21 protein-coding genes are annotated in these 24456 nt (G+C 68.9%); 15 read left to right on the plus strand and 6 right to left on the minus strand.

The genetic code is table 11. The features are described 5' to 3' along the window. The first annotated feature begins 183 nt into the window (after positions 1-183). The 7 genes from miaB to lnt all read left to right on the plus strand — a co-directional run bounded on the left by miaB (position 184) and on the right by lnt (position 7372). Positions 184-1557 (plus strand): tRNA (N6-isopentenyl adenosine(37)-C2)-methylthiotransferase MiaB, encoded by a 1374-nt coding sequence (gene miaB, locus DIE22_RS09410; RefSeq protein WP_124499002.1) that lies wholly within the window; start codon positions 184-186, stop codon positions 1555-1557. 33 nt (positions 1558-1590) lie between these two features. Next, on the plus strand, positions 1591-2637 hold the full coding sequence (locus DIE22_RS09415) for a PhoH family protein (RefSeq protein ID WP_124499001.1): 1047 nt from the start codon (positions 1591-1593) through the stop codon (positions 2635-2637). Positions 2638-2789: 152 nt separating this feature from the next. Then, positions 2790-3575: an rRNA maturation RNase YbeY gene (gene ybeY / locus DIE22_RS09420; RefSeq protein WP_124604934.1), complete on the plus strand. Its 786-nt coding sequence runs from the start codon at positions 2790-2792 to the stop codon at positions 3573-3575. Positions 3576-3595: 20 nt separating this feature from the next. After that, the gene (locus tag DIE22_RS09425; protein WP_124604935.1) at positions 3596-4228 is read left to right on the plus strand and encodes a gamma-glutamylcyclotransferase; all 633 of its coding nucleotides are present in this window, start codon (positions 3596-3598) and stop codon (positions 4226-4228) included. Positions 4229-4284: 56 nt separating this feature from the next. Continuing rightward, complete coding sequence (locus DIE22_RS38140) at positions 4285-4434, plus strand: hypothetical protein (RefSeq protein WP_185640581.1); 150 nt, start codon at positions 4285-4287, stop codon at positions 4432-4434. A 300-nt stretch (positions 4435-4734) separates the two neighbouring features. Next, complete coding sequence (locus DIE22_RS09430) at positions 4735-5622, plus strand: HlyC/CorC family transporter (protein ID WP_124498998.1); 888 nt, start codon at positions 4735-4737, stop codon at positions 5620-5622. 52 nt (positions 5623-5674) lie between these two features. Then, on the plus strand, positions 5675-7372 hold the full coding sequence (gene lnt / locus DIE22_RS09435) for an apolipoprotein N-acyltransferase (protein ID WP_124604936.1): 1698 nt from the start codon (positions 5675-5677) through the stop codon (positions 7370-7372). Positions 7373-7388: 16 nt separating this feature from the next. Here the strand turns inward: lnt and DIE22_RS09440 are convergent, their stop codons facing one another. Then, positions 7389-9026: a tetratricopeptide repeat protein gene (locus DIE22_RS09440; protein WP_124604937.1), complete on the minus strand. Its 1638-nt coding sequence runs from the start codon at positions 9024-9026 to the stop codon at positions 7389-7391. Between the two features lie 345 nt (positions 9027-9371). On the opposite strand from DIE22_RS09440, the gene glyQ reads away from it, so the two are divergent. From glyQ to DIE22_RS09465, 5 genes are read left to right on the plus strand one after another with little or no spacing between them, the layout of a single operon-like run. Then, complete coding sequence (gene glyQ / locus DIE22_RS09445) at positions 9372-10376, plus strand: glycine--tRNA ligase subunit alpha (RefSeq protein ID WP_082729730.1); 1005 nt, start codon at positions 9372-9374, stop codon at positions 10374-10376. A 22-nt stretch (positions 10377-10398) separates the two neighbouring features. Continuing rightward, positions 10399-12498 (plus strand): glycine--tRNA ligase subunit beta, encoded by a 2100-nt coding sequence (gene glyS / locus DIE22_RS09450; protein ID WP_124604938.1) that lies wholly within the window; start codon positions 10399-10401, stop codon positions 12496-12498. A 10-nt stretch (positions 12499-12508) separates the two neighbouring features. After that, positions 12509-13072 (plus strand): D-glycero-beta-D-manno-heptose 1,7-bisphosphate 7-phosphatase, encoded by a 564-nt coding sequence (gene gmhB, locus DIE22_RS09455; RefSeq protein WP_124604939.1) that lies wholly within the window; start codon positions 12509-12511, stop codon positions 13070-13072. A gap of 43 nt (positions 13073-13115) precedes the next feature. Further along, positions 13116-13880 (plus strand): 1-acyl-sn-glycerol-3-phosphate acyltransferase, encoded by a 765-nt coding sequence (locus DIE22_RS09460; RefSeq protein WP_124498993.1) that lies wholly within the window; start codon positions 13116-13118, stop codon positions 13878-13880. 46 nt (positions 13881-13926) lie between these two features. After that, positions 13927-14829 (plus strand): M48 family metallopeptidase, encoded by a 903-nt coding sequence (locus DIE22_RS09465; RefSeq protein WP_124604940.1) that lies wholly within the window; start codon positions 13927-13929, stop codon positions 14827-14829. Between the two features lie 108 nt (positions 14830-14937). Here the strand turns inward: DIE22_RS09465 and gloA are convergent, their stop codons facing one another. Further along, entirely contained in the window at positions 14938-15327 is a 390-nt protein-coding gene (gene gloA / locus DIE22_RS09470) for a lactoylglutathione lyase (protein WP_124604941.1), read from the minus strand. 359 nt (positions 15328-15686) lie between these two features. Here gloA and DIE22_RS09475 point away from each other — a divergent pair, with 359 nt between their 5' ends. Then, complete coding sequence (locus tag DIE22_RS09475) at positions 15687-16622, plus strand: DMT family transporter (RefSeq protein ID WP_124498990.1); 936 nt, start codon at positions 15687-15689, stop codon at positions 16620-16622. Positions 16623-16744: 122 nt separating this feature from the next. Here the strand turns inward: DIE22_RS09475 and rsmA are convergent, their stop codons facing one another. The 4 genes from rsmA to DIE22_RS09495 are packed head-to-tail and all read right to left on the minus strand — an operon-like array spanning position 16745 to position 22402. Beyond that, positions 16745-17575 (minus strand): 16S rRNA (adenine(1518)-N(6)/adenine(1519)-N(6))-dimethyltransferase RsmA, encoded by an 831-nt coding sequence (rsmA, locus tag DIE22_RS09480; protein WP_124498989.1) that lies wholly within the window; start codon positions 17573-17575, stop codon positions 16745-16747. A gap of 55 nt (positions 17576-17630) precedes the next feature. Further along, on the minus strand, positions 17631-18620 hold the full coding sequence (gene pdxA / locus DIE22_RS09485; RefSeq protein ID WP_124604942.1) for a 4-hydroxythreonine-4-phosphate dehydrogenase PdxA: 990 nt from the start codon (positions 18618-18620) through the stop codon (positions 17631-17633). An 11-nt stretch (positions 18621-18631) separates the two neighbouring features. Beyond that, a complete protein-coding gene (locus DIE22_RS09490) occupies positions 18632-19990 on the minus strand; it encodes a peptidylprolyl isomerase (RefSeq protein WP_124498987.1) in 1359 nt (452 codons plus the stop codon). Between the two features lie 51 nt (positions 19991-20041). Further along, positions 20042-22402 carry an LPS-assembly protein LptD gene (locus DIE22_RS09495; protein ID WP_124498986.1) on the minus strand — a complete coding sequence of 787 codons (2361 nt, stop codon included), beginning with the start codon at positions 22400-22402 and terminating at the stop codon, positions 20042-20044. A 223-nt stretch (positions 22403-22625) separates the two neighbouring features. Between DIE22_RS09495 and DIE22_RS09500 the strand changes: the two genes are divergently transcribed. Then, on the plus strand, positions 22626-23675 hold the full coding sequence (locus DIE22_RS09500; protein ID WP_124604943.1) for an aminoglycoside phosphotransferase family protein: 1050 nt from the start codon (positions 22626-22628) through the stop codon (positions 23673-23675). Positions 23676-23706: 31 nt separating this feature from the next. Next, a complete protein-coding gene (gene murU, locus DIE22_RS09505; protein WP_124604944.1) occupies positions 23707-24429 on the plus strand; it encodes an N-acetylmuramate alpha-1-phosphate uridylyltransferase MurU in 723 nt (240 codons plus the stop codon). Positions 24430-24456 lie beyond the last annotated feature (27 nt).

Consider the following 24456-nt stretch of genomic DNA (forward strand, 5'->3'; position numbering starts at 1 on the left):
GCCCGGGACAGCGCGTAAAGTTATAATGGAAGGCTTTCCCGACGGCTTTTCACGATCTTCGCGATCGTGTATGACGGGCTCGGCGCGCGGTGCGCTCCGGTCCGCCACGCGGCACCGGCAGCAGCCGTCCCGATTCACCCTTGACGACGCCCCCAGGTCAACCACTGCGAACGGCGAATCCCCATGACGAAAAAAGTTTACGTAAAGACCTTCGGCTGCCAGATGAACGAGTACGACTCGGACAAGATGGTGGACGTGCTCAATGCGGCCGAAGGCCTCGAAAAGACCGATACCCCGGAAGACGCGGACATCATCCTGTTCAACACGTGCTCGGTGCGTGAGAAGGCGCAGGAGAAGGTGTTCTCCGACCTCGGCCGCGTGCGCGAGCTGAAGGAAGCGAAGCCGGGCCTGCTGATCGGCGTCGGCGGCTGCGTCGCCAGCCAGGAAGGCGCGTCGATCGTGTCGCGCGCACCGTACGTCGACCTCGTGTTCGGCCCGCAGACGCTGCACCGCCTGCCGCAGATGATCGACGCGCGCCGCGAAAGCGGCCGTGCGCAGGTCGACATCACGTTCCCCGAGATCGAGAAGTTCGACCACCTGCCGCCCGCGCGCGTCGAGGGGCCGAGCGCGTTCGTGTCGATCATGGAAGGCTGCTCGAAATACTGCAGCTACTGCGTCGTGCCGTACACGCGCGGCGACGAAGTGTCGCGCCCGCTCGACGACGTGCTGACCGAAGTGGCCGGCCTCGCCGACCAGGGCGTGCGCGAAGTCACGCTGCTCGGCCAGAACGTGAACGCCTATCGTGGCGCACTGACCGCCGGCTCGTCCGATATCGCCGATTTCGCGACGCTGATCGAATACGTCGCCGACATCCCCGGCATCGAGCGGATCCGCTACACGACGTCGCACCCGAAGGAATTCACGCAGCGCCTGATCGACGCCTACGCGAAGGTGCCGAAGCTCGTGAGCCACCTGCACCTGCCGGTCCAGCACGGCTCCGACCGCATCCTGATGGCGATGAAGCGCGGCTACACGGTGCTCGAATACAAGTCGGTGATCCGCAAGCTGCGCGCGATCCGCCCGGACCTGTCGCTGTCGACCGACATGATCGTCGGCTTCCCCGGCGAAACCGAGGAAGATTTCGACAAGATGATGGCGCTCGTGCACGAGATGAGCTACGACACCAGCTTCTCGTTCATCTACAGCCCGCGCCCCGGCACACCGGCCGCGAACCTGCACGACGACACGCCGCGCGAGGTCAAGCTCAAACGCCTGCAACATCTGCAGGCGACCATCGAGGAAAACGTCGCGCGCATCAGCCAATCGATGGTCGGGAAGGTCGAGCGGATCCTCGTCGAGGGCCCGTCGCGCAAGGACCCGAACGAACTGTCGGGCCGCACCGAGAACAACCGGGTCGTGAATTTCCCGGCGCCGCTCGCGTCGCACCCGCGCCTGATCGGCCAGATGATCGACGTGAAGATCAACCATGCGTACCCGCACTCGCTGCGCGGCGAGCTCCTGCTCGTGAGCGACGACGCGAGCGCGGCCACCCACTGACCGACTGACGTTCAACAGGAGCCCGACGCTACTTTGAAGACCGTCCAAGCACTGGAATTCACCGCACCGCGCGACGACAACGCGCGCCTCGCCAACCTCTGCGGCCCGCTCGACGAGAACCTGCGGCAGATCGAACAGGCGCTCGACGTCACGCTCGCGCGGCGCGGCCACCGGATCACGATCCGCGGGCGCGGCGCGAAGCTCGCGCTCGCGGCGCTCGATAACTTCTACAACCGCGCGCGCGATCCGCTGTCGGTCGACGATATCCAGCTCGCGCTGGTCGAAGTGCGCCACACGTCCGGCAACGGCCGCCAGGACACGCTCGACGTGCGCTTTCGCGGCGACCCGGACCATCCGTTCGACGAACCCGTCGTGCAGATCGACGACGTCGGTCCCGACGAGGAACCGGCGCCGAAGCTCTACACGCGGCGCGCCGACCTGCGCGGCCGCACGCCCGCGCAGCGCGAATACCTGAAGCAGATCCTGCAGCACGACGTGACGTTCGGCATCGGGCCAGCCGGCACCGGCAAGACCTACCTCGCGGTCGCATGCGCGGTCGACGCGCTCGAGCGCGACCAGGTCAAGCGGATCGTGCTGACGCGCCCGGCCGTCGAGGCCGGCGAGCGGCTCGGCTTCCTGCCGGGCGATCTCGCGCAGAAGGTCGACCCGTACCTGCGGCCGCTGTACGACGCGCTGTACGACCTGCTCGGCTTCGACAAGACCGCGAAGATGTTCGAGCGCCAGATGATCGAGATCGCGCCGCTCGCGTACATGCGCGGCCGCACGCTGAACCACGCATTCATCATCCTCGACGAGGCGCAGAACACGACGCCCGAGCAGATGAAGATGTTCCTCACGCGGATCGGCTTCGGCTCGAAGGCCGTCGTCACCGGCGACACGAGCCAGGTCGACCTGCCGCGCGGGCACAAGAGCGGCCTCGTCGAGGCGCAGCAGGTGCTCGGCGGCGTGCGCGGCATCGCGCTCACGCGCTTCACGAGCGCGGACGTCGTGCGTCATCCGCTCGTCGCGCGCATCGTCGAGGCGTACGACGACTTCCACGCGCAGCACCAGGACGCGTGAAGCACGGGCGGCGCCCGCGCGCCGCACCGGCCGACGGCCCGGCCCGCCCGACGGCGCGCCGGGCCTTTTTTCGCCCGCGCGCGGCCGGTTCGAATTCGGGCGCGATCGGCCGTTTGGTGTATCCTCAACGCGTTCCAATCGCCGCACCCGTCATGAAATCTTCCCGTTCTCGCAAGTCCGGGCGCGCCCAGTCCGCCGCGCCCGATTCCCCCCGTCTCTCGCTGTTCGATGCGAAGGGCAAGGCCCGGACCGTCGACGCGCAAGGGCTGCGCATCGACTTCCCGGACGGCCGCAGCCTGATGTTCGACCTGTCGGGCAGCTCGGGCGAGGCGGCCGTCGCGATCGTCGCGCAGCACAACGATCCGGCGATGCGCGCGAAGCTCGCGCTGCAGCCAGAGCACTACGACAGCGTGACGCTGCACGTGGGTGCCGAACCCGCGCCGCGCGACGAGGAAATCGCGGAAATGGCGGACGAGCCGCGCGAGCTGGCGCTCGACCTGTCCGTGCAGTACGGCGACGAAATCACCGGCGACGTCCGCAAGACGCTCCCCAAGCGCAAGCTGATCGCCGAATGGATCGAGCCGGCGCTGTTCGCGAGCGCGCAGCTGACCGTGCGCTTCGTCGGCGACGAAGAAGGCCGCACGCTGAACGCCGGCTACCGCCACAAGGACTACCCGACCAACGTGCTGACCTTCGCGTACGACCCGGCGCCCGACGGCACCGTGATCGGCGACCTCGTGCTGTGCTGCCCGGTCGTCGAGAAGGAAGCGCACGAACAGGGCAAGCCGCTGGCGGCCCACTATGCGCACCTGCTGGTGCACGGCGCGCTGCACGCGCAGGGCTACGATCACGAGACGAGCGACGAGGACGCCGCCGAAATGGAAGCGCTCGAGGTCGACATCCTCGCGAAGCTGGGCTTCCCGAACCCGTATCAGTAAGCGCAAGAGGCGTCCGCACCATGCGCCAAGCCGCGATGCTGCCGCCCGCGTACCCGCCGTCGATCGGCGAGGGGCGGCTGCTGACGGAAGACGAGCTCGCCGCGTCGCTCGCGCACACGATGCGCGACTGGGACGGCCAGCAGGATCTCTGGCTGTTCGGCTATGGCTCGCTGATCTGGAACCCCGGGCTGCCGACCGTCGCCGCCGTGCGCGGCAAGGTACACGGCTACCATCGCGGGCTCTACCTGTGGTCGCGCGTGAACCGCGGCACGCCCGAACGTCCGGGCCTCGTGCTCGCGCTCGATCGCGGCGGCTCGTGCTCGGGCATCGCTTTCCGGCTCGCGGGCCCGTCCGCGCAGCCGCATCTCGAGACGTTGTGGAAACGCGAGATGCCGATGGGCTCGTACCGGCCCGCGTGGCTGCCGTGCTCGCTCGAGACCGGCGAACGCGTGAACGCGCTGGCATTCGTGATGCGCCGCGACGTGCCGACCTACACCGGCAAGCTGACCGACCACGTCGTGACGGAAGTGTTCGGCTGCGCGGCCGGCCGCTACGGCACGACGCTCGACTACGTGAGCCGCACGGTGGACGCGCTGCGCGCGAGCGGCATCCCCGATCGCGCGCTCGAAGCGCTGCTCGCGCGGTGCCGGTGACGCCCGACAGGCCGGCTCGCGTCACGCCCATGCATGTGAAAGGAGGCTCTGCGCCCATGAAATCGTCACGCAGATCGCGCGTCACGCTGGCCGCGCTGCTCGTCGCCGCGAGCGTCGTGCTGTCCGGCTGCGGCATCTTGGGCTGCGGCGGCGCCGCGACCAACGGCGCGGCGGCCGGCGGCTGTTCGGCCGGCATGCGCTTCTGAATTCCGGCGCTGCCGCGCCCGCCCCGGCCCGCCCTGCACGCGACGAAATGCCGCCGGCGCCGACCGGCCAGCCGGTCGCCGTTCCGCCCGCTTTTTTGCCGCCGCTGCCCCGGCGCCCCTTTCTGAGATAGGATGGAGACGAAGGACGGCGCCGCGCCCGGCGCGGACCGTTCCCCGAGCGGGGCGCGCGCGCCGCCTGCCCCCGGCCGGACGGCCGGGGTGACACGGCCGCGCCATGCCCTTGGTGTATCCTTGCCTACTCCGTGACCGCGCGCTCCGGCATGACCCGGGCGCACCACCATGAACGATTCGTATCCCAGTCGTAAGTCAACCGACAAACCGCAAGAAAAGCGCTCGCTGCTCGAGCGCCTGACCGACTTCATCTCGCCCGAGCCGGAATCCCGGACCGAGCTGCTGGAAATCCTCCAGGACGCCCACGAACGCAACCTGATCGACGCCGATTCGCTGTCGATGATCGAAGGCGTGTTCCAGGTGTCCGACCTGTGCGCACGCGACATCATGGTGCCGCGCGCGCAGATGGACGCGATCAACATCGCCGACAAGCCTGAAGACTTCATCCCGTTCGTCCTCGAGAAGGCGCACTCGCGCTACCCCGTGTACGAGGAGAACCGCGACAACGTGATCGGCGTGCTGCTCGCGAAAGACCTGCTGCGCTTCTATGCCGAAGAGGAATTCGACGTGCGCGGGATGCTGCGCCCCGCCGTGTTCATTCCCGAATCGAAGCGCCTGAACGTGCTGCTGCACGACTTCCGCGTGAACCGCAACCACCTCGCGATCGTCGTCGACGAATACGGCGGCGTCGCGGGCCTGATCACGATCGAGGACGTGCTCGAGCAGATCGTCGGCGACATCGAGGACGAATACGACTTCGACGAGGAAGCCGGCAACATCATCTCGGGGCCGGACGGCCGCTACCGCGTGCGCGCGCTCACCGAGATCGAACAGTTCAACGAGACGTTCGGCACCGACTTCCCCGACGACGAGGTCGACACGATCGGCGGGCTGATCACCCATCATTTCGGCCGCGTGCCGCACCGCGGCGAGAAGCTGCAACTCGGCAACCTCGTGTTCGAGATCCAGCGCGGCGATGCGCGCCAGGTCCACGTGCTGCTGGTGCGCCGCAACCCGCACACGAGCCGCCGCGCCGAAACCTCGCACGAGGACTGACCGTCCCGCGCCGGCCGCGCCTCCTTCAACCGCTCGCCCTCTTTCGCTTCACATGGACGATCCGATCCCGTCCCGCCCGGCTGGCGGTCTTCTCGCGCCGGCGCCCGGCCGCGCGCTGCCGCGCTGGCACTATCCGGCCGCGCTGTTCGCCGGCGCGGCCAATACGCTCAGCTTCGCACCGACCCCGCACGGCGGCTGGCTGCAGCTCGTCGTATTCGTCTGGTTTTTCGCGCAGCTGACGCGCACGTCGAGCTGGCGCGGCGCCGCGCTTACCGGCGGCGCGTTCGGCTTCGGCAACTTCATCAGCGGCATCTGGTGGCTCTACATCAGCATGCACGTGTACGGCGAGATGGCCGCGCCGCTCGCGGGCGGCGCGCTGGTGCTGTTCTCGCTGTACCTGTCGCTGTACCCGGCGTTCTCGGCCGGGCTGTGGTCGTTCTGCGCAGGCCATGCGTGGCATCGCCGCGAACCCGACCCGCGGCCGTTCTCGCCGACCTGGCACGGCGCGTTCGCGTTCGCAAGCGCGTGGGCGCTCGGCGAATGGCTGCGCGGCACCGTGCTCACCGGCTTTCCGTGGCTCGCGAGCGGCTATCCGCAGGTCGACGGCCCGTTCGCGGGCTTCGCGCCGGTCGTGGGCGTGTACGGGATCGCCTGGGTGCTCGCGCTGTTTGCCGCGCTGGCCGTGCAGGCGCTCGTCGCCGCGCGGCGCGCGCCCGCGGTCGAACGCGGCGCCGCCGGCAATGCGCGCGTGCGGGTCATCGCACCGGCCGCCATTGCCGTCGCGCTCGTCGCGGCCGGCGTCGGGCTGTCGCAGGCCACGTGGACCGTGACCGCGAATGCGCCGCTCACGGTGCGGCTCTTGCAGGGCAACGTGAAGCAGGACATCAAGTTCGAGCAGGAAGGCATCGACGCGGCGATCAAGATGTACACGCAGATGATCGTCGAGAAGCCGGCCGACCTGATCGTCACGCCGGAAACCGCGATCGCGGTGATGATCCAGGAACTGCCCGAGCCGTTCGCCGTCGCGATCCGCCAGTTCAGCGACACGACGGGCTCGGCCGTGCTGTTCGGCGCGGTCGGCGCGTCGGTGACGCCGGACGGTCATTACGTCGACTACACGAACAGCCTGTACGGCGTGACGCCGCACTCGCGCGACATCTATCACTACGACAAGCACCATCTCGTGCCCTTCGGCGAATTCATCCCGTGGGGCTTCCGGTGGTTCGTCGACCTGATGAAGATGCCGCTCGGCGACTTCGCGCGCGGCGCGCCGGTGCAGAAGCCGTTCCTCGTGCACAACCAGCCGGTGATGGCCGACATCTGCTACGAGGACTTGTTCGGCGAGGAAATCGCCGCGACGATCCGCGACAACCCGCAGCCGCCCGGCGTACTCGTCAACGTGACGAACCTCGCGTGGTTCGGCGACACGATCGCGCTCGACCAGCACCTGCAGATCGCGCGGATGCGCGCGCTCGAAACGGGCCGGCCGATGCTGCGCGCCACCAATACCGGGATGACGGCCGCGATCGACGCGCGCGGCCGCGTGCTCGGCCAGCTGAAGCCGTTCACGATCGGCTCGCTCGACGTGCGGATCGAAGGCACGAGCGGCTTCACGCCCTACGTGACGAGCGGCAACAACATCGTGCTCGCGGTGTCGCTGGTGCTGCTCGCGTTCGGCTTCACGTTCGGGCCGGGCCTGCGCCGCCGCAACGGCGCGCAGGCCGGCGACGGCCGGAACCGCAACGTGTGATGCATCGGTCGGCCGCTCAGGCCGGCCGCTTCGCATCCGCGGCCAGGCCGCGCAGATCCCGCCCGAGCGCCTCCATCACCGGCGCCCAGGCGCCGAACGTCGGCTGCCGGTACAGCGTGGCGGTCGGATACCACGGGCTGTCGGTGCGTTCGAGCAGCCACGGCCAGTGCGGATTCACGTCGAGCAGCACCCAGGTGCGCGCGCCGAGCGCGCCCGACAGGTGCGCGACCGACGTGCACACCGTGATCACCAGGTCCAGCGCGCCGATGAACGCGGCCGTATCGTCGAAACGCTTCAGTTCGGCGGTGAAGTCTTCGATCGCGAAACCGGCCGCGCGCGCCGCGGCGACGTCCGCGTCCGCGCCCGGCTGCAGCGAATGGAACGCGACGCCGTCGATACCGCGAAACGCATCGGCGTAGCGTTCGAGTCCGACGCGCCGGAACGGGTTGCGCTGGTGCCCCGCGCTGCCCGTCCACACGAGCCCGACCTTCAGCCGGCCGTCGCCCGCGAGCCGCGCGCGCCACGCATCGCGCGCGCCCGGATCGGCATGCAGGTACGGCACCGCCTCCTCGAGCGTCGACGTCTCCATCCCGAGCATCAACGGCAGGCCGATCAGCGGCACTTCGTAGTCGAATGCGGGCAGCGCGTCGACGCCGCCGCCCGCACTGAATGCATCCACGTGCGCGCCGAGGCTGCGCTCCATCAGCGTGCCCACCTGCGGGAACGTGTTCCACACGAGCCGGCCGCCCTCGCGATGCACGCGCTCGGCGAGCGGCGCGACGAAGCGTACGAACTGCAGCACGTCGCCGAGCCCCTGCTCGCCCCACACGAGCAGCGTCTTGCCCGCGAGCGGCTCGCCCTGCCAGCGCGGGCCCGGCAGCACCGGCCGGCGGCCGCGCAGCTCGCCGGCACCGTCCCAGCGCGCCTCGTGGCCGCGCCAGCCGGCCGCGTGGTTGCCGCGCACGAGCTGGATGATCGCGAGATTGAAACGGAACGACGCGTCGTCGGGCGCCAGCTCGCACGCGCGCGCCGCGTAGCGCTCGGCGTCGTCCCAGCGCTGCGCTTCCTTCATCGCCATCGCGATGTTGTTCAGCGCGAGCGCATTGTCGGGCGCGATTTCCGCGAGCCGCGCCGCACACGCGAGCGCGCCGTCGAGGTCGTGCGTCGCGAGCCGCGCGACGACCAGGTTGATCCACGCCTGCACGTCGTGCGGATCGGCCTCCACGGCCGCGCCGAGCAGCGCGATTTCCTCGTTGCGGTCGCCGCCCGACAGCCGCAGCGCGATCGCGAGGTTGTTGCGCAGCGACGGCCAGCCCGGATCGAGCGCGTAGGCCGCGCGGTACGGCGCGACGGCGTCGGCGTGACGGCCCAGCATCTGCAGCGCATAGCCGTGATTGAAACGGGCGCCGGCACCCGGATGAACGCGCACCGCGCATTCGGCCAGCGCGAGCGCGTCGGCCGTGTGCTGCCGCGCGACGAGCGCCGTGGTGAGCTGCGCGAGCGCGGCCATGTCGACCGCGTGCAGATGGCCGGCGGCGGCGAGCCAGAGCGCATGCGCATCGCGCTCGCCGCGCGCGTGCGCGTCGGCGGCCTGCCCGAGCAGCGCAAGCAGCGGCGGCACCAATGGAATGAGGAGGTCGTTCGAATCGTCCATGCGGTCCGGAGTGGGCAATCGGTCGCGCGGCAGGCGCCACGCGCGCCGCAATACGCGCATCTTAACGCCCGCGCAAAGCGGCGCGGCAGCCGACGCGACAGGCGCATCGCGACGCCGCGCACGCGACCGCCCGCGCGCATCGACACCCCCCGCGCACAGGCTGCGCAAGGTCGCCGGAACAGCGCCGGCAGCCTCTTCGTCCGCGTTCCGGCCGCATCGGGTCGCCGATCCGGTAAAATTACACGTTTCAGCACACTAACAAGCCGCGCCGCCGCGCGAGCCGACCCTCCGGGCCCCGCCCGGAGCGCCGCCCGCAACGGAGCGCCAGCGCCACGAAGGCTCTTCATGCTTACGTTTCAGCAAATCATCCTGACGCTGCAGTCCTACTGGGACAAGCAGGGTTGCGCCCTGCTCCAGCCCATCGACATGGAAGTCGGCGCGGGCACGTCGCACGTCCACACGTTCCTGCGCGCGGTCGGCCCCGAGCCGTGGCGCGCCGCCTACGTGCAGCCGTCGCGCCGCCCGAAGGACGGCCGCTACGGCGAGAACCCGAACCGCCTGCAGCATTACTACCAGTACCAGGTCGTGCTCAAGCCGGCGCCGGAAAACATCCTCGACCTGTACCTCGGTTCGCTGGAAGCGCTCGGCTTCGACCTGAAGCAGAACGACGTGCGCTTCGTCGAGGACGACTGGGAGAACCCGACGCTCGGCGCGTGGGGCCTCGGCTGGGAAGTGTGGCTGAACGGGATGGAAGTCACGCAGTTCACGTATTTCCAGCAGGTCGGCGGCCTCGACTGCAAGCCCGTGCTCGGCGAGATCACCTACGGCCTCGAGCGCCTCGCGATGTACCTGCAGAAGGTCGAGAACGTATACGACCTGGTATGGACCGAGTGGGAGGAGCACGGCCCGAACGGCCCAGAGCTGCGCCGCCTGTCGTACGGCGACGTCTACCACCAGAACGAGGTCGAGCAGTCGACCTACAACTTCGAGCACGCGAACGTCGACCTGCTGTTCACGTTCTTCAACAGCTACGAAGCGGAAGCGAAGAAGATGATCGACGCGCAGCTCGCGCTGCCCGCGTACGAACTCGTGCTGAAGGCCGGCCACACGTTCAACCTGCTCGACGCGCGCGGCGCGATCTCGGTGACCGAGCGTGCGGCGTACATCGGCCGCATCCGCGCGCTGTCGCGTCTCGTCGCGCAGGCTTACTACGACTCGCGCGAGAAGCTCGGCTTCCCGATGCTCGGCAACCCGCCGGGCGTGCCGGGCCTCACCACCGACGCCCAGGACGCCGCCCAGCCGGCATGGGCGCCGCCGCTCAAGGTCGAACGCAAGATCGATCAGGACTGACGAGACGAGATTTATTCCAGACATGACGCACAATCATCCCGCCCCCCTGCTCGTCGAACTGCTGACCGAAGAGCTGCCGCCGAAGGCCCTCGCGCGCCTTGGCGACGCATTCGCCGAAGGTCTCGCGCAACGCCTCGCGGCCCGCGACCTCGTCGAAGGCGAACTCGTATTCGAACGCTACGCCACGCCGCGCCGCCTCGCGGTCGTCGTGCAGAACGTGCGCGCCGTCGCACCTGAAAAGCAGGTCCGCGAAAAGGTCCTGCCCGTGTCGGTCGCGCTCGACGCAGAAGGCAAGCCGACCGCCCCGCTCGCGAAGAAGCTCGCGGCGCTCGGCCATCCGAACCTGTCGATCGCCGATCTCGAGCGTGCACAGGACGGCAAGGCCGAAGCGTTCTTCGTCAACTATTCGGCTGCCGGCGCGACGCTCGCCGACGGGCTGCAGGCCGCGCTCGACGAGACGCTCGAGAAGCTGCCGATCCCGAAGGTCATGACTTACCAGCGCCCGGACGGCTCCGACGTGAAGTTCGTGCGCCCGGTGCAACGCCTGACCGTGCTGCACGACGATCGCATCGTGCCCGTCACCGCGTTCGGCATCGACGCCGGCGACACCACGCTCGGCCACCGCTTCCTGTCCGACGGCCTCGTCGCGATCCAGCATGCGCGCGCGTATGCCGACACGCTGCGCGACAAGGGCCGCGTGATCGCGCACTTCGTCGATCGCCGCGAAACGATCCGCACGCAGCTGAACGAACACGCGAACGGCGACACGGTCGTGATGCCCGAATCGCTGCTCGACGAAGTGACGTCGCTGGTCGAATGGCCGGTCGTCTATCCGTGCCGCTTCGAGGACGAATTCCTGCAGGTGCCGCAGGAATGCCTGATCCTCACGATGCAGACGAACCAGAAGTATTTCGCACTGACCGACGTCGACGGCAAGCTGCGCTCGCGCTTCCTGATCGTGTCGAACATCGACACGAAGACGCCGGACGAGATCGTCGAAGGCAACGAGCGCGTCGTGCGCCCGCGCCTCGCCGACGCGAAGTTCTTCTTCGAGCAGGACAAGAAGAAGCCGCTCGCCGACCGCGTGCCGCTGCTCGCGAACGTCGTCTATCACAACAAGCTCGGTTCGGCGCTCGCGCGCGTCGAGCGCCTCGAGGCGCTAGCCGGCGAGATCGCGCCCGCGATCGGCGCCGATGCCGCGCACGCGAAGCGCGCCGCGCGCCTCGCGAAGGCCGACCTGCTGACCGACATGGTCGGCGAGTTCCCGGAACTGCAGGGCACGATGGGCACGTACTACGCGCGTCACGACGGCGAAGCCGACGACGTCGCGCTCGCCTGTGCCGAGCACTACCAGCCGCGCTTCTCCGGCGACGCGCTGCCGACCACGCCGGTGTCGACCGCCGTCGCGCTCGCCGACAAGCTCGAGACGATCGTCGGCATCTGGGGCATCGGCCTCGCGCCGACCGGCGAGAAGGATCCGTTCGCGCTGCGCCGCCACGCGCTCGGCGTGCTGCGCCTGCTGCTCGAGAAACAGCTGCCGCTCGATCTCGTGTCGCTGCTGCGCACGGCCCATGCGCGCTTCGAAGGCGTGCCGGGCGTCGCCGAATCGACCGACGCGATCTTCTCGTTCTTCATGGACCGCCTGCGCGGCCTCCTGCGCGAACGCGGCTACTCGGCCGGCGAAGTCGAAGCGGTGCTGAGCCTGAACCCGACGCGCGTCGACGATCTCGTCGCGCGCCTCGACGCGGTGCGCGAATTCACGCGCCTCGCGGAAGCCGAAGCGCTCGCGGCCGCGAACAAGCGGATCTCGAACATCCTGAAGAAGTCGGAAGGCGGCGCGAACGGCACGGTGCAGCCGACGCTGCTCGTCGAGGCCGCCGAAAAGGCGCTGCACGAGCAGCTCGCGGCCGTGACGCCGCACGTGCAGTCGCAGCTCGAGGCGCGTGCGTACACGGGCGCGCTGTCGGCGCTCGCCGCGCTGCGCGCGCCGGTCGACACGTTCTTCAACGACGTGATGGTCAATGCCAAGGATCCCGCGCTGCGCGCGAACCGTCTCGCGCTGCTGTTCGCGCTGCATCAGCAGATGAACTGCGTCGCCGACATCTCGAAGCTCGCCGCATAAGGGCCGCACGATGCCGACCAGCCCCCACCGCAAGCTCGTCGTCCTCGACCGGGACGGCGTGATCAACGTCGATTCGGACGCATTCATCAAGACGCCCGACGAGTGGATCGCGCTGCCCGGCAGCCTCGAGGCGATCGCACGACTCAACCACGCGGGCTATCGCGTGGTCGTCGCGACCAACCAGTCCGGCATCGGCCGCGGGCTGTTCGACATGGCCGCGCTCAACGCGATGCACCTGAAGATGCATCGCGCGGCGGCCGCCGTCGGCGCGCGCATCGACGCGGTGTTCTTCTGCCCGCACGTGTCGGAAGACCACTGCGACTGCCGCAAGCCGAAGCCCGGCATGATGCAGATGATCGCCGAGCGCTTCGAGATCGATCCCGCCCACACGCCGGCCGTCGGCGATTCGCTGCGCGACCTGCAGGCCGGCGTCGCGGTCGGCTTCCGGCCGCACCTCGTGCTGACCGGCAAGGGCAAGAAGACGCTCGCCGCCGGCAACCTGCCGGATGGCACGAAGGTCCATGACGACCTGCGCGCGTTCGCGCTCGACTTCCTTTCACACGAACACGAGTGATGCGGCCGCCGCGCGCATCCTCCCTACTGTCAGACCCACGCCGATGCGCTTCGTCCGCTCCCTGCTGCTGCTGATCTACTTCATCCTGTACACGGTGCCGTACGCCACGGCGTGCTTCATCGCGTTCCCGTTCATGCGCCCCGATGCGCGCTACTGGATGGCGGCCGGCTGGTGCAAGTCGACGCTGTGGGTCGTGCGCTGGCTGAACGGCATCCGCTACCGGATCGAAGGGATGGAAAACCTGCCCGACGGCCCGGCCGTGCTGCTGGCCAAGCACCAGTCCGCGTGGGAGACGCTCGCGTTTCCGGCGCTGATGCCGAAGCCGCTCTGCTACGTATTCAAGCGCGAGCTGCTGTACGTGCCGTTCTTCGGCTGGGCGCTCGGCATGCTGCACATGGTCAACATCAACCGCAAGGAAGGCAAGAACGCGTTCACGTCGGTGATCCGCCAGGGCAAGAAGCGCCTGTCGGAAGGCGCCTGGATGATCATGTTCCCGGAAGGCACGCGCACGCCGGTCGGCAAGCAAGGCAAGTACAAGACGGGCGGCGCGCGCTTCGCGATCGAAACCGCCACGCCGGTCGTGCCGATCGCGCACAATGCAGGTCGGGTGTGGCCGCGCAATTCGTTCACGAAATTCCCGGGTGTCGTCACCGTGTCGATCGGCAAGCCGATTCCCGTCGACGGCAAGACGCCCGACGTATTGAACTCGCAGGTCGAGGCATGGATCGAAGCGGAGATGCGCCGCATCGATCCCGATGCCTATCGCCAGCCGGGCAATGCCGGCACGCGCGATGCCGCGCGCGTCTGAATCACCCGGATTGCAGCCGTTGCGTACGACGAAACGAAGCGAACTGATGAAAAAGCGTCCGCGGCCACGGCCTGCCGTCGTGGCCCTCGATCATCGCCAGATGGACCTGCCGCTCTTCGACGGGCCGGCAGCGGCGTCGCCGGCACCGTCGGCGCCCGCTGCGCCGCCTGAAGCGGCGGCGGCTCCCGCGGTGCCCGCGGCGCCGCTCGATCCGGGCCCGCCTCCCGATCGCTCCCGCATCCGTACGTTCGCGCTCGACAGCCGCGTGCTCGAATACCGGCTCAAGCGCTCTGCCCGCCGCACGATCGGCTTCACGATCGACGGCAGCGGGCTGTCGATCACCGCGCCGCGCTGGGTCACGCTCGCCGACATCGAAGCGGCGATCGCCGAGAAGCAGCGCTGGATCTTCGCGAAGCTCGCGGAGTGGAAGACCCGCACCGAGCAGCGCGCGCTGCCGCAGATCGACTGGCGCGACGGCGCGCAACTCCCGTATCTCGGCAAGACGATCGCGATCGCGCTCGGCACGGGTGCCGTCGCATTCGACGCCGAGGCACTGCGGCTGTCGCTGCCGCTGCCCGCGCAGGCGGACATGCAGCAGATCAAGGATCGCGTGCAGGGCTGGCTGCAGGGCGAAGCGAAGCGGATCTTCGGCGAACGCCTCGCGGTCTACGCGGACAAGCTCGGCGTCACGTATTCGACGTACGCGCTGTCGTCGGCCGCGACGCGCTGGGGCAGCTGCTCGAGCGACGGCAAGATCCGGCTGAACTGGCGGCTGATCCATTTCCCGCTGTCGATCATCGACTACGTCGTCGCGCACGAGCTGTCGCACCTGCGCGAAATGAACCACAGCCCGGCCTTCTGGCAGACCGTCGAATCGATCTTCCCGGAATTCCGCGAAGCGCGGCACACGCTCAAGCATCATCCGCCCGAGCTGCTGCCGTCGCTGTAACGCGATCGGGCGCACCGGCAATGCAAACGGGCGATGCGGATTCCTCCGCATCGCCCGTTTTCGTTGCGCGCGACGCACATCGTGCGCCGCGCGCCGCCCATCCCGCGCTCAGCGCGCCTTCTTCTGGATGAACTCGATCTTGTAGCCGTCCGGATCCTCGACGAATGCGATCACGGTCGTGCCGTGCTTCATCGGGCCCGCTTCGCGGGTCACCTTGCCGCCCTGCGCCTTGATCCTGTCACAGGCCGCGTACGCGTCGTCGACTTCCACCGCCAGGTGGCCGAAGCCGTTGCCGAGATCGTAGGACGGCGTATCCCAGTTATGGGTCAGCTCGATCACGGTGCCCGTGCTCTCCGCTTCATAGCCGACGAACGCGAGCGTGAACTTGCCTTCCGGATAATCCTCGCGACGCAGCAGCTTCATGCCGAGCAATTCGGTGTAGAACTTGATCGAGCGGTCGAGATCGCCGACTCGCAGCATCGTATGCAGCAAACGCATGGGTTGTACTCCAGTGGGGACTTTCCAGAACCGGAAATTCTACCGGAGTCACGTGAATCCCGCCGCCGGCGCCCGGCCTGCCGCCAGCCGATACCGAGCATCTGCACGATGAGCCCGACGCCCGTGCGCCGGCAGAAACCGCACGGCTCGATGGTCCCCGCCGACGCTGCCGATCGGGTAACATCCTCCCACCTCGCACCAAAAGCGGGCATGTCGCCCGCCGCCGAAACGCGACCCCCCCCTCATTCAGCCACACCGCCCGCCGTGCGAAACCGCCGATTCGAACGTGCCGGACGCGCCGTCCGTCCGCCGCTGCCCATGTCCCTGCCCCCTTCCCGCCGCATCGGCGAGGTCCGCCGATGACCGCGCTCGCCGGGTCGCCCGTGCGCCGCGCGCTCGACACGCGCGCCGTCGGCGTGATGCTGCTGCTGTGCGCGATCTGGGGCTTCCAGCAGGTCGCGATCAAGAGCACGAACGCGGCGATCCCGCCGATGTTCCAGGCCGGCCTGCGCTCGGTGATCGCCGCGCTCCTGCTGTGGGGCTGGGCGCGCTCGCGCGGCACGCCGCTGTTCCGCGCGGACGGCACGCTCGGCGCGGGCATCGCGGCCGGCGCGCTGTTCGCCGGCGAGTTCATCTGCGTGTTCTTCGGGCTGACGCTGACGAGCGCGTCGCACATGGCGATCTTCCTGTACACGGCACCGTGCTTCACGGCGCTCGGCCTGCACCTGTTTGCGCCGGGCGAGCGGTTGCAGCGCGTCCAGTGGGCCGGCGTCGGCCTCGCGTTCGCCGGCATCGCGCTCGCGTTCGCGGACGGCTTCCTGACGCCGCGCGCACCCGGCGCGTCGGTACTGGCCGGGCTCGCCGGCGACGCGCTCGGGATCCTCGGCGGCGCGATGTGGGCCGCGACGACGGTCGTCGTGCGTTCAACGTCGCTCGCGCGGGCCAGCGCGAGCAAGACGCTGTTCTACCAGCTCGCGGTTTCGGCCGCCGTGCTGGTCGCGCTTGCCGCGCTGCTCGGCCAGATGTCGTTCGCGCAGGTCACGCCGGTCGCGCTCGCGAGCCTCGCGTACCAGTCGGTGATCGTCGCGTTCGTCAGCTATCTGTCGTGGTTCTGGCTGCTCACGCGCTACAGCGCGTCGCGGCTGTCGGTGTTCACGTTCCTGTCGCCGCTGTTCGGCGTCGCGTTCGGCGTGCTGCTGCTCGGCGAATCGGTCGGCTGGCGCTTCATGTCCGCGGCCGCGCTGGTGCTGACCGGGATCGCGCTCGTCAACGCGCCGCCGCGCCGGCGCGCGTAGCGCCGCGCGGCCGCGCGCCGGGATCGACGAGCACCGATCGGCAAAGTAAAAAGGCTGCCCGCCAGGGCAGCCTCGTGAACCTCGATCCGGCATGTGCCGCGCGCGTTGCCCGCGCGTTACCGCTACTCCGCGGCCTTGCGCACCTTCGCAAGCGCCTGCGCGACACCGACATATTCGGCCACGCTCACATCCTCCGCGCGCCGCGCGAGATCGAAGCCGAGCCCGTCGAAATCGATCGTCTCGCGGTAGTCGCCGAGCGTATTGCGCAGCATCTTGCGGCGCTGCGAGAACGCGGCCGTGACGACTTCGCCCAGCAGCACGGGATCGACGTCCGGCAGTTCGTGCGGTTCGTACGGAATCATCCGGACGATCGCCGAATCGACCTTCGGCGGCGGCTGGAACGATTCCGGCGGCACGTCGAGCATCTTCTCCATCACGTAGCGGTACTGCAGCATCACCGACAGCCGCGAGAACGCCTTCGTGCCCGGCTCCGCGACCATCCGTTCGACGACTTCGTTCTGCAGCATGAAATGCTGGTCGATCACCGCGTCGGCGAACGTCATCAGGTGAAACAGCAGCGGGCTGGAAATGTTGTACGGCAGGTTGCCGACGATCCGCAGCGACGGCTTGTCGCCGGGTGCCGCGAGCGAGCGGAAGTCGAACGCGAGCGCGTCGCCCGCGTGCAGTTCCAGCAGCGCGCCGAAGCGCTGCTGCAGGCGGCCGATCAGGTCGCGGTCGAGCTCGACCGCATGCAGCGGCGACTCGGGCGTCGCGAGGCGCGCGATCAGCGGCTCGGTGAGCGCGCCGAGCCCGGGGCCGATCTCGACCATACGCTGGCCGCGCGCGGGGCCGATCGTCGCGACGATCGAGTCGATCACGCCGTGATCGACGAGGAAGTTCTGCCCGAAGCGCTTGCGCGCGAAGTGGCCTTGGTGCTGTCTGCTGTTCGACATCGACTGAGAAAAACGAAAAATGCGACGAATAAGGTCAGGCCTGCGCCCGTGCGCGTCAGGACGCGCGGCGATGGTGCGCCATCGTGACGGCCGTGTCGAGCGCGGCGACCAGGCTGCCCGGATCCGCGCGGCCCGTGCCGGCCAGATCCAGCGCGGTGCCGTGATCGACCGACGTGCGGATGATCGGCAGCCCGAGCGTGACGTTGATGCCCTCGCCGAAGGTCGCATACTTCAGCACGGGCAGGCCCTGATCGTGGAACATCGCGAGCACGCAATCGGCGCCCTCGAGATGGCGCGGCTGGAACAGCGTGTCGGCCGGATACGGGCCGCGCGCGTCGATGCCCTGCGCGTTCGCGCGCGCGAGCGCCGGCGAGATCACGTCGATCTCCTCGCGGCCGAGGTAACCGTTCTCGCCCGCATGCGGGTTCAGCCCCGTCACGAGGATGCGCGGCGCCGCGAGACCGAAGTCGCGCCGCAGGTCGCGATCGACGATCGCCAGCGTCTCGACGAGCCCGTCGATCGTCAGCGCGGACGACACGTCCTTCAGCGGCAGGTGCGTGGTCGCGAGCGCGACGCGCAGCGGCCGCTCGCCCGTGCCCGCCAGCATCATGACAACACGCGGCGTATGTGTGCGTTCCGCGAGGTATTCGGTATGGCCGGTAAACGGCACGCCGGCATCGTTGATCGTGCTCTTCTGCAGCGGTGCGGTGACGATCGCGTCGAACCGGCCCGCCAGCGCGCCGTCGATCGCGGCATCGAGCAGCCCGAGCACGTAGCGGCCGTTGGCCGCGTCGAGCTTGCCCGCCTGCGCGGGCACGGCAAGCGGATGATGCTCGACCGACACCGGCCCGCCGCCGGCGAACACCGCCTGGTCGGCCCCGACGGCCGCCGCGCGCGCGGCGAGCAGCGCGGCGTCGCCGAGCACGGTGAAATGCGCGCCGGGCCAGCGCCGGGCGGCATCCTGCAACGCCTGCACGGTCAGCTCCGGGCCGACACCCGCGGGTTCGCCGGTCGTGATCGCGATCTGCAGCGCGGATGCCGTCATGTGAAGCTCGCTCAGTTCGCCGGGCCGACGCCGCCGATCTTGTACTGCACGTACGACGAATCGCGCAGTTCGCGCAGCCAGTCGGCATACGCCTGCTCGGCCTTGCGCTGGCCGATCGCCTGGCGCGCGATATCCATCTGCTGCTGCACCGAGCCTTCCGCCTCGCGGCGGTCGATCACCTGGATCAGGTGGTAGCCGTACTCGGTACGAATCGGCTGGCTGATCTGGCCGTCCTGCAGGTTGTTCATCGCGCGCTCGAATTCCGGCACGGTCTCGCCCGGGCTGATCCAGCCCAGATCGCCGCCCTGCGACGCCGAACCGTCCTGCGAGTAGGTGCGCGCGAACTTCGCGAAATCGCCACCGGCCTCGACCTGCTTGCGGATGTCCTGCAGCTGCTGGCGCGCCTGGCCTTCCGACTTGCCTTCGCCGACGCGCAACAGGATGTGGCGCACGTGCGTCTGGACGATCTTCGGTGCCGCGGCGGTCGCGCCCTGGCTCTGGCGGCGGTCGACGAGACGCACGATCTCGAAGCCGTCCGGCACGCGGATCAGCGTCGGGTTGACCTGGCCCGGGCGCAGCTTCGAGGCGGCTTCGACGACCTCGGCCGGCAGCGCGCCCGGCGCCTTGAAGCCGAGGTCGCCGCCCTTCTTCGCGTCGTTCGCTTCCGAATTGCTCTTCGCGAGCTTCTCGAAATCGGCGCCCGACGTGGCCTGCTGCAGCAGCGCGTCGGCCTTCTTCTGCGCGGCTTCGATCTCCGCCTGCGGCGCGTTGGTCGGCGCCTTGACGAAGATGTGCTGGAAGCGCAGGTCCTGCTGCTGCGACGCGTTCGGCCCGCGCTGGCTCGCGATGTAGTTCGCGACCTCGGCGTCCGACACGGTGATCTTGCCGTCGACCTCGCGCTCGCGCAGCTTCGACAGCATCAGCTCGGTGCGCGCGTCGCTGGTGAACACGCTCCAGGGCACGCCTTGCGCCTCGAGACGCGCGCGATACTGTTCGAGCGTCATCCCGTTCGCCTGCGCGAGGCGCTGCAGCGTGGACTGCACGGTCGCGTCGTCGATACGGATCCCGTCGTCCTTGGCCTTCTGCACCTGGATGCGTTCGAGCACCATCTGGTTCAGCACCTGCGCACGCAGCTGGTCTGCCGGCGGCACGGGCGCGTTCTGCTGCTGCAGCCGGCGCGAGATCAGGCCGACGCGCTGGTCGAGTTCGCGGCCCGTGATCACGTCGTTGTTGACGACCGCGACGACTTCGTCGGCGAGCTGCGCGCCATGCGAACCAAGTGCCTGCGCCGCGGCCGGCGCGGCGGCGAGCAGCGCGGCTGACGCGGCGAGGCTGGACACGACTGCCGCGAAACGAAGGGTTTTCTTCATTGCCACTGATACTCCATTGAAATCGTGCTGACCGGTGCAGACAAGCCGGCGTTACTCGTAGTTGCTGAAGCGGGACATCGGCGGCGGCGCGGACGGCAGCGGCGTGTAGCCCGGCACCCCGGCGCGGAATGCGGCGACGAGACCGTTGTCGACGCTCGACAGCCCCTTCAACGTCAGCTGCATCATGAAGCGCGTCGACGAGTTCTGCTGCCCCGACGTGTTCACGCCGTTCGCGAAGCGCTGGACACCGACCCCGAGCGCCCAGCAATCCGCGTCGTATTGTAAGCCGAGCAGACCATCGACGATCCGGTCGGCTGCCAGGTCGTAGTTGAAGCGGCCGATCGCATACAGACGGCGCGTGAGCGGCCATTGCGCGGACACCAGGAACTGGTTGATCGGCTGGTTGTCGAGCGTCGTGTTCGCCCGCGTATAGCGGTAGCCGACGTTGATCACGCGGCGCTCGCCGGGGCTGAAGCCGAAACCGATGCTCGACTTCACGAGCTGGTTGTTGTTCTGGTTGTACTGGAACGCGGTTTCCGACATGAAGCCGGAGCCGAGCTTCAGCGCGGCGCCGACGATCAGGTCCGAGTGGCGGGCCTGCACGGCGGACTGCCCCGAGTTCAGCGTCACGCGCTGGTCGGCGAAATAGTACTGCTGCGCGACCACGAAGCGCGCGCGCTCGTCGCCGGTGCGCGGATCGATGAAGCGCGACGTCAGGCCGGCCGTGATCCGGTTCGCGTCCGCGATCCGGTCGTTGCCGACGAACGTGTTCGGCTGGTAGATCTCCGCGAGGCCGAAGTCCGATTCCGCGGTGTCGAACAGCGGCGCGTTCGACTGGTCGCGATACGGCGTGTACACGTAGTACAGGCGCGGCTCGAGGGTCTGGATGAAGTCCTGGCCGAACAGGCGCACCGAGCGGTCGAAGATCAGGCCCGTGTCGAAGCTCACGGTCGGGATCGACTCGGTGAAGCGCTTCGGGTTGTTCGGCGTGCTCGACGACAGGTAGTTCAGGTCGTACGACGCGAAGTGGTACTGGACCTTCGGCACGACGAAGTAGCCGGGGCCGTACACGCCGTACGCGATGTACGGGTTGAAGACGATCCGGTCGCCTTCGGTCGCATCGGCGGTCGTGATGCGGAACCGCGAATAGTCGGCTTCCGCGCCGAAGTCGAAGCCGCCGACGTTGTACTTCGTGTACTTCACGTTCAACTGCGGCTCGCGGCTATAAGGCGCGATCGACGGCGGCAGCGTCTGCCAGTGCTGGTAGCGCGCGAGCACCGACCACGGGCCGTTGTTGTACGTGAGGCCGGCTTCCTGCTGGTACAGCGTCTGCGTCCCGTTGATGAACTGGTTCATCGACCCAAGGTCTTCGGGATACGTGTTGTCCGAGACCTTGTTGAAGTAGACGTAGCCGCCGAAACCGCCGCCGAAGTTCTGCTGGTGCTGCCAGTAGATCGCGTAGCGGTCGCGGTGCGCGAGCCGGTCGTCCGGCAGGTAATTGGCCGTAAACGTGCCCGAATACGACGGCGACAGGTAGCGGAACGTCGCTTCGGTCTGCACGCCGCGCCGCGAGATGATGCGCGGCGTGATCGTCAGGTCGCGGTTCGGCGCGATGTTGAAGTAGTACGGCAGCGTCAGCTCGAACCCGTTGTTCGAGTTGATCGAGAAGGTCGGCGGCAGCAGGCCGCTGCGCCGCTCGCCCGACAGCGGGAACGTCATCCACGGGCTCGCGAAGATCGGCACGCCCTGGAAGAACAGCACGCCGTTGCGCGCGGTGCCTTCGTCGGCACCCGTATCGAAGTCGAAGCGGCTGCCCTTGATGTACCACGCCGGGTTCGTCGAGCACTGGCACGCGGTGTAGGTGCCGTTGACGAACACCGAGCGCTCGCTGTCGAGCAGGTCGACGCGCTCCGCGCTGCCGGACCCGCCCGTCACGTTGAAGTGGTACTTCGGCGCCGTCATGAAGCCCTGGTTCGCCTCGACCTTCAGATGCGCCTCGGGGCCCGCGAACGACGTGCCGCCGTTGACCACCTTGACCTGGCCGTACGCGTCGGCCATGTCGGTATCCTGATCGTAGTGGAGCGCGTCGGCCTTCACGACCGCGTCGCCGCGGCGCAACTCGGCCGAGCCCTTCGCGGCCAGGTCCTGGTCGGCCGTGCCGCTCGTATGGTCGGCGATCACGAAGGCGGCCGGCTTCGCGCCGTCCTTCAGCGGATGATCCTCGAGCTGCGGGGCGAGACGCAGGTCCCACGGCGAGTCGAGCGGCTGCGGCTGCGCGGCCGCGCCCGACAGCTGCGCGTACGACACGGCCGGCACGAGGCCGGGCACGGCCAGGAGTGCGAGCGCGAGCCGCCGTTTGCGCGGCGCCCCGTCACCGGGGAAGACATTCGGGAATAGCGGTTTGGGCGGCATCTATCGTTTGGCGAATCGCCCCTTGTCAACCGCACCTGCACGGCACATTCGCGCGCGGCGGGCCGCGCCGTCGCACCGCGACTGCGGCTGAGCGCAAACCGGGGAGGCGATCGGGCGGACGGCGCGACAGGCGGCGGGCCTGCACGGCGCAAGCTGACGCGGGGCGCGTCAAAAAAGTCGTGGGGTATTATATGGCAAGACGTTCCCCCCTCCGCCGAGTTTCATGACACCCCCATCCGCCGCATCCCAGCCCGACGCCCGCCTCGAAGCGCTCACCGCGTGGCTGCGCCCGCTCGCCGAGCGCTTCGCCCTCGACCTGTCGACCCTCGCGCCCGCGTCGTCGGACGCCAGTTTCCGCCGCTATTTCCGTGTCGCGTCGGCCACGAGCCCCGGCGGCTCGCTGGTCGCGGTCGACGCGCCGCCGCCCGAGAAGTGCCGCGAATTCGTCCAGGTCGCGCAGTTGCTCGCCGCGGCCGGCGACCACGTGCCGGAGGTGCTGGCTCACGAGTTCGACGCGGGCTTCATGCTCGTGACCGACCTCGGCCGCACGTCGTACATCGCGGTGCTCGATCCGGCCGACCCGGTCGCGGCACGCCCGCTGATGCGCGACGCGCTCGACGCGCTGATCCGCTTCCAGCTGAGCTCGAGGCCGGACGTGCTGCCGCCGTTCGACGAGGCGTTCCTGCGCCGCGAGATGGAGCTGCTGCCCGAATGGTTCGTCGGCCGGCACCTCGGCAAGCCCGTCACCGACGCGATGCGCGGCACGCTCGACCGCACCTTCGCGCTGCTGGTCGCGAGCGCCCATGCGCAACCGCAGGGCTTCATGCTGCGGGACTTCATGCCGCGCAACCTGATGGTCTGCGAGCCGAATCCGGGCGTGCTCGACTTCCAGGATGCCGTGTACGGGCCGCTGACGTACGACGTCGTGTCGCTGCTGCGCGACGCGTTCATCAGCTGGGACGAGGAGTTCGAGCTCGACTGCTTCGCGTACTACTGGGAAAAGGCGAAGAAGGCCGGCCTGCCGGTCGACCCGGATTTCGGCGAGTTCTACCGCCAGCTCGAGTGGATGGGGCTGCAGCGCCACATCAAGATCCTCGGCCTGTTCGCGCGCATCAACTACCGCGACGGCAAGCCGCACTACCTGAACGACCTGCCGCGCTTCCTGGCCTATGCGCGCAAGGTCGCGCTGCGCTACCGCCCGCTCGTGCCGTTCGCGAAGCTGCTCGACGAGCTCGAGGGCAAGGGCGCGGCCGACGTCGGCTATACGTTCTGACCGCCCTCACCGTCCTTACCTTCAGCCGAACATGAGCACTACCCTGACCACGGCGATGATCTTCGCCGCCGGGCGCGGCGAACGGATGCGCCCGCTGACCGACATCCGCCCGAAACCGCTGCTCGAAGCCGGCGGCAAGCCGCTGATCGTCTGGCAGATCGAGGCGCTCGCCCGCGCGGGCGTCGAGTCGATCGTGATCAACCACGCGTGGCTCGGCGCGCAGCTCGAGGCGGCACTCGGCGACGGCTCGCGCTGGGGCGTGCGGCTCGCGTATTCGGCCGAAGGCGAAGCGCTGGAAACCGCCGGCGGCATCGCGCAGGCGCTGCCGCTGCTCGAGCGCGACGGCCGGCCGACGGTGTTCGCGGCGGTCGCGGGCGACGTGTACTGCGCATTCGACTACCGGACGCTCGCCGCGCGTGCCGCGCAGATGGCCGCGCTGGATGCGCCCGCGATGCATCTCGTGATGGTGCCGAACCCGCCGTTCCATCCGGGCGGTGATTTCGTACTTCGCGATGACGGCCGGCTGGCACTCGCCGGCGCCCCGCGCGTCACGTTCGGCAGCATCGGCGTGTACGACACGCGGATGTTCCGCGACATCGTGCCCGGCACGCACCGGCCGCTGTCGCCCTACTTCAAGGCGACCATCGAGGCCGGCCGCGCGAGCGGCGAATTGTATGAAGGTATCTGGGAGAACGTCGGCACGCCCGCGCAGCTCGGCGAGCTCGACGCGCGGCTGCGCGCCGCCGCGGGCTGATCGTTTCGCCGCTGACCGCGGCCGGGC

Origin of the sequence: Burkholderia sp. Bp9142 (assembly GCF_003853415.1) — a bacterium.
Taxonomy (GTDB): Bacteria; Pseudomonadota; Gammaproteobacteria; order Burkholderiales; family Burkholderiaceae; genus Burkholderia.